Here is a 4,879-nt window from a genome sequence, read left to right as displayed (position 1 = left end):
CCACTAACAACGATTTTTACTTTGTCAATTTTCTTATTCGCTATCTCCAATGCATTTAACAAAGCTGCAGCGGAAATTATTGCTGTGCCATGCTGATCATCATGCATCACCGGAATATCCAACTCTTCTTTTAGTCTTCTTTCAATTTCAAAAGCTTCCGGAGCTTTAATATCCTCCAGATTTATCCCCCCAAAAGTGGGTGCAATAATCTTTACGGTTTCTACAAACTTGTCTACGTCTTTTGTGTCAAGTTCTATATCAATACCATCTATATCCGCAAAAATTTTAAATAGTAAACTTTTGCCCTCCATTACAGGTTTGGAAGCCTCCGGACCAATATCTCCAAGCCCCAGAACAGCCGTGCCGTTGGTAATAATGGCTACAATATTTCCTTTTGCTGTGTACTTATATACATTTTCCTTGTCCTTTTTAATTTCCAGACAAGGCTCCGCTACGCCCGGAGAATAGGCAAGAGCCAAATCGCGTTGAGTGGCGTATGGTTTCGTAGGAACGACTTTAATTTTACCTGGTGTAGGTTTGGCATGATAGATCAATGCCTCTCTTCTTTTTTTCTCTTCTGCCATGGATTGATTTTGAATCTCAAATTTAAGAGTATTTCTTGGGATACGGACATATCTTTGAAACCAATTAAAATTAGGTCAAGCTATGGATCATGCTTTTGGAGCCTTCATTAATGTGCGTAGAAACAAAGAAATATTAATCCATGGAGGTTATGGATAATTTAGTTTTCCTTTTTCGCTATTACCCTATGCCTGGGATTCTTCAGCAGTTACATTTAAGCGCATGGCCAATATCGCGGCAATAATAAAGAACCCTCCGGCAAAAAGAATCGCATTGATTGCACTGCCCCCCAACAAATATTTGTAAATCGGGCCAAACGTTAAGGTTTCAATTCCCATTGGGATAACAATCATCATATTCAAAATTCCCATGTATACACCTCTTCTTTCTTGAGGAACCACTTTTGAAACCATGGTATAAGGTATACCCATCATGGCGGCCCATCCGATTCCGAATAAAACCATAGGCGCTAAAACCAGGAGGGAATTCTCTATAAATGGTATTGTGAATAGTGCCATGCCGGTACCTACCAGACTATAAGCATATATTTTTTTACCCCCATATTTTAAGGTAAGCGGCACAAGGGCAAGCGCAACTACCATGGTAACAATATTGTAAGTCAGACTCATTTGAGCGGACTGCGATGCAGCTTCCGAAATACCATAACCCATTGTTTTCATAAACAGTGGGGTAATGTATTGCCAATAGACAAAAAGAGCATACCATTGAAACAAATACACCGCGCTTATCTTCCACATAAACGATGGCATATCTCTTATAGCACTTGCTATTTCTGCAAAAGGCTTGGCAATACGCGCACCAATCGGTTGGCTCTTATCATGATTGATTTCTTCTAATTCCTCTGCGGAAGGAGGAATTTCCGGAGTCTTTAGAACAGACCATAAAACAGTAGTTATAGAAAGGACACCTCCTACATAGAAAGAATAATACATCCAGGTAGGAACAACATCTGCGCCTTCAACGACCTCAGCACCAAATATCTTTTGAAATAAAACTATAGAACCCATGGCCAATAAGATACCAGCCCCTACAAATAAACTTTGCATTTGATACCCCAGGCTCAACTGCTTTTCTGGTAATTTATCCCCGACAAAGGCACGATACGGTTCCATGGCCATATTATTGCCCACATCCAAAATCCATAATAGGCCTACGGCAAACCAAAGTACTGGACTAGACGGAAAAATAAATAAACATATACTTCCGATTAGCGCACCTATTAAAAAATAAGGCTTACGTCTTCCCCATTTTGGAGACCAGGTTTTATCTGACATTGCTCCGATAATAGGCTGCACGACCAGACCCGTAACTGGACCCGCAATATTTAAAATAGGAAGCAATTCTTCAGAAGCACCTAAAAATAAAAACAAAGGATTTATAGCGGTTTGCTGTAAACCAAAACTATATTGAATACCTAGAAAACCAACATTCATATTGAATATTTGCCAAAAACTTAACTCAGGTTTCCTAATCTTCATAGTACGTGCTGTGTAGAGAAATTAAATTTAATCCTTTTGTAAATACTTGGCAAACAGACCTTCAATATAGCCCTTTATCTTTATTATCAATAAAATCTTACTAAAAAACTGCTCATTTTACTTTCGAAAACGTTGTAGTTCCTGAGTACTTTATTTAAGAAATTCAATATTTCGCTGCAATCCTGAAAATTTCGTTCGCTTTACAGCTGATTTTTGAAATACCTTCTTAAAAACATCTTGCGTAATTTCTTCCCAATCTTTTTTGGTCATAGACAAAAGCTCAGGATGGGGATTAAAAAGTGGCTCCCTGTGCGCTTTAGAAAATTTGTTCCACGGGCATACATCCTGGCAGATGTCACAACCAAAGACCCAGTCGTCAAACTTATCTTTTACAGAGTTTGGAATCTCATTCTTAAGTTCAATGGTAAAATAAGAAATACATTTGCTGCCGTCTACCACATAAGGTTCAACAATGGCTTCTGTTGGGCAGGCATCTATGCAGGCAGTGCAGCTGCCGCAATGATCCGTGACCGGGGAATCGCATTCCAATTCAAGGTCAACTATCAACTCGGCAATAAAGTAAAAGGAACCAATTTGTTGGGTTAGAAGATTGGAGTGCTTTCCCATCCAACCAAGGCCGCTTTTGGCTGCCCAAGCCTTGTCCAGCACCGGGGCAGAATCTACAAAGGCCCGGCCGTTCACCTCACCTATCTCGTCTGAAATAAACTCCTGAAGTAGTCTTAGTTTTGATTTGATGACATGATGGTAATCCTGCCCATAGGCGTATTTAGATATTTTATAGGTATCATTTTCTTGCTCTTCTTGCGGGTAGTAATTAAGTAATAAGGAAATCACCGACCTGGCACCATCTACCAACAAACGGGGATCTAAACGTTTATCAAAATGGTTCTCCATATACTGCATTTCTCCATGCATTTTTTTATTTAGCCATTGCTCCAGTCTGGGTGCTTCTTCTTCGAGGAATTCTGCCTTGGAAAACCCACATGACAAAAAACCGAGGCGTTTGGCTTCGGTTTTAATAAGTTGTGTATGTTTTTGTTTAATGGGCATATACTCTTCTCCCCAGCCAAAGGCTCTCATTAATGGATAGGAGCTAAGGTACAATTCTCTTTTTGAAGACTATATAAAATGATACGATATGGTCCAAAAAGAAAAATCTGTAAAGTATAACTCGGTTTAGATCTATTCAGGAGTACTAGGTGGTTCGGTCAAAAGGTCAACTTTCCTTAGTAACTACCACATAACAAAAAACCGAGATCCTGGCCTCGGTTCCTTGAATGACTTTTTCCATATTTATCTTACAAATTGAAAGCCCAACCCCTAACTAGGGCCGTGCCTCAAGAATTAGATTAAATGGAGTTTCTGTTGCTCTTCTAAATTTGGTAAAGCCTCCTTGCAAGGCCACTTCTTTTAATCGTTTTTCCCCCGCCTGAGCACCAAGGGCAAGACCCACTTCCTGACTCAACGAACTTGGTGTACATAACATTGTAGAAAATGAATAAAAAGCCCTGCCAACCGGATTTAAATTTTCCTCCAAAGTATCATGAGCAAAGGGCTCAACTATTAAACAAGTGCCGTCTGGTTTTAAGGCTTTAACAACGTGTTGACAAGCCCCTACCGGATCACCCATATCATGCAGGCAATCAAAAAAAGCAATTAGATCATAATCGGCCCCGGGGAAATTTTTGGCATTGGCCACCTTAAAGGATACATTTTTAAGTCCCGCTTTTTTTGCACCTTCAGCGGCATGTCTCACCGAGTTTTCGTGAAAATCGAAGCCTATAAATTCTGAATTGGGGAAGGCTTCGGCCATGATTATAGTTGATGCTCCATGACCACATCCTACATCAGCTACTTTACCTCCTTTCTTTAATTTATCCACTACCCCATCCAAGAGTGGAAGCCAATTTGGAACTATATTCGTGCGGTATGAGGGTCGGAAGAACTTCTCAGTACCACAGAAGAGGCAGCTATGATGATCTCCCCAGGAAACGCCATCTCCAGATTTAAATGCCTTCTCCATTATCTCCTCATCATGGTACATTGAGGAAATGGCATAGAACGCCCCGGTCATAAGAAACGGACTTTCACTATTGCTAAAAACCATGGCCTGTTCCCTGGTCATTGAAAATTGATCTTGTTCCGGGTGATACTCAATATAACCTGATGCAGCGTGTGCGGCCAACCATTCCCGTAAATACCTTTCAGAGGTACCCGTGGCGTCGGCCAATTGTCTGGAGCCTACCGGCCCATATTCCTCAAGGGCTTTGTACAACCCTAATCGGTCTCCCAGGATGATAAGCGGCCCTATTGCGGCCGCACCCATTTCGACAACCATTTTTCCTAAAAGTTCATTCAACTTTTCTTCATTCACTTGTGATGATTTAACTTCATTTACTTCCATAATTTTTTTAATAATTGTTTAACTATAAACGAGAAATTGACATCCAATACATTGCTATGTGAAGGGCTCAGATACGAGCTTGTGGCAATGATGTCTAGAAAGACGTAAAAGGGGGAAATGCTTAATAATTTACAAAATATCAAATGATTAGCAAAATTTTTAACATCACCCATTACAAAAAAAAGGATAAAATTTTCATCTTGCCCTTAGGTCGAAGAGTATCATTCTTCTAAAAACTCCTTCTAAGTTTACAACAAGACAAAAAACCGAGGCGTTTGGCTTCGGTTTTGATTGTATATGAATACTTACTTTTTGTATTGAACAAGAATTCCTAAACTTTATGGAAATAGGTTTTATTAATACGCTCTAGCAA

General features: G+C 39.9%; 3 protein-coding genes and 1 pseudogene. All 4 read right to left on the bottom strand.

Annotation, left to right across the window (positions count from 1 at the left end):
• Positions 1-584 (bottom strand): annotated as a pseudogene (locus tag WBN20_RS05275) (NADP-dependent malic enzyme); the annotation flags it as partial.
• A 183-nt stretch (positions 585-767) separates the two neighbouring features.
• On the bottom strand, positions 768-2,081 hold the full coding sequence (locus tag WBN20_RS05270) for an MFS transporter (protein WP_424280966.1): 1,314 nt from the start codon (positions 2,079-2,081) through the stop codon (positions 768-770).
• Positions 2,082-2,231: 150 nt separating this feature from the next.
• Positions 2,232-3,152, bottom strand: coding sequence for a tRNA epoxyqueuosine(34) reductase QueG (gene queG, locus WBN20_RS05265; RefSeq protein WP_424280967.1), 921 nt, complete (start codon positions 3,150-3,152; stop codon positions 2,232-2,234).
• A 274-nt stretch (positions 3,153-3,426) separates the two neighbouring features.
• The gene (locus tag WBN20_RS05260) at positions 3,427-4,506 is read right to left on the bottom strand and encodes a class I SAM-dependent methyltransferase (RefSeq protein WP_424280965.1); all 1,080 of its coding nucleotides are present in this window, start codon (positions 4,504-4,506) and stop codon (positions 3,427-3,429) included.
• Positions 4,507-4,879: the final 373 nt, after the last annotated feature.

It is taken from the genome of Eudoraea sp. (assembly GCF_049665975.1).
In the GTDB taxonomy this organism is placed as follows: Bacteria; Bacteroidota; Bacteroidia; order Flavobacteriales; family Flavobacteriaceae; genus Eudoraea.
This window is presented reverse-complemented; position numbering and strand designations above follow the sequence as displayed.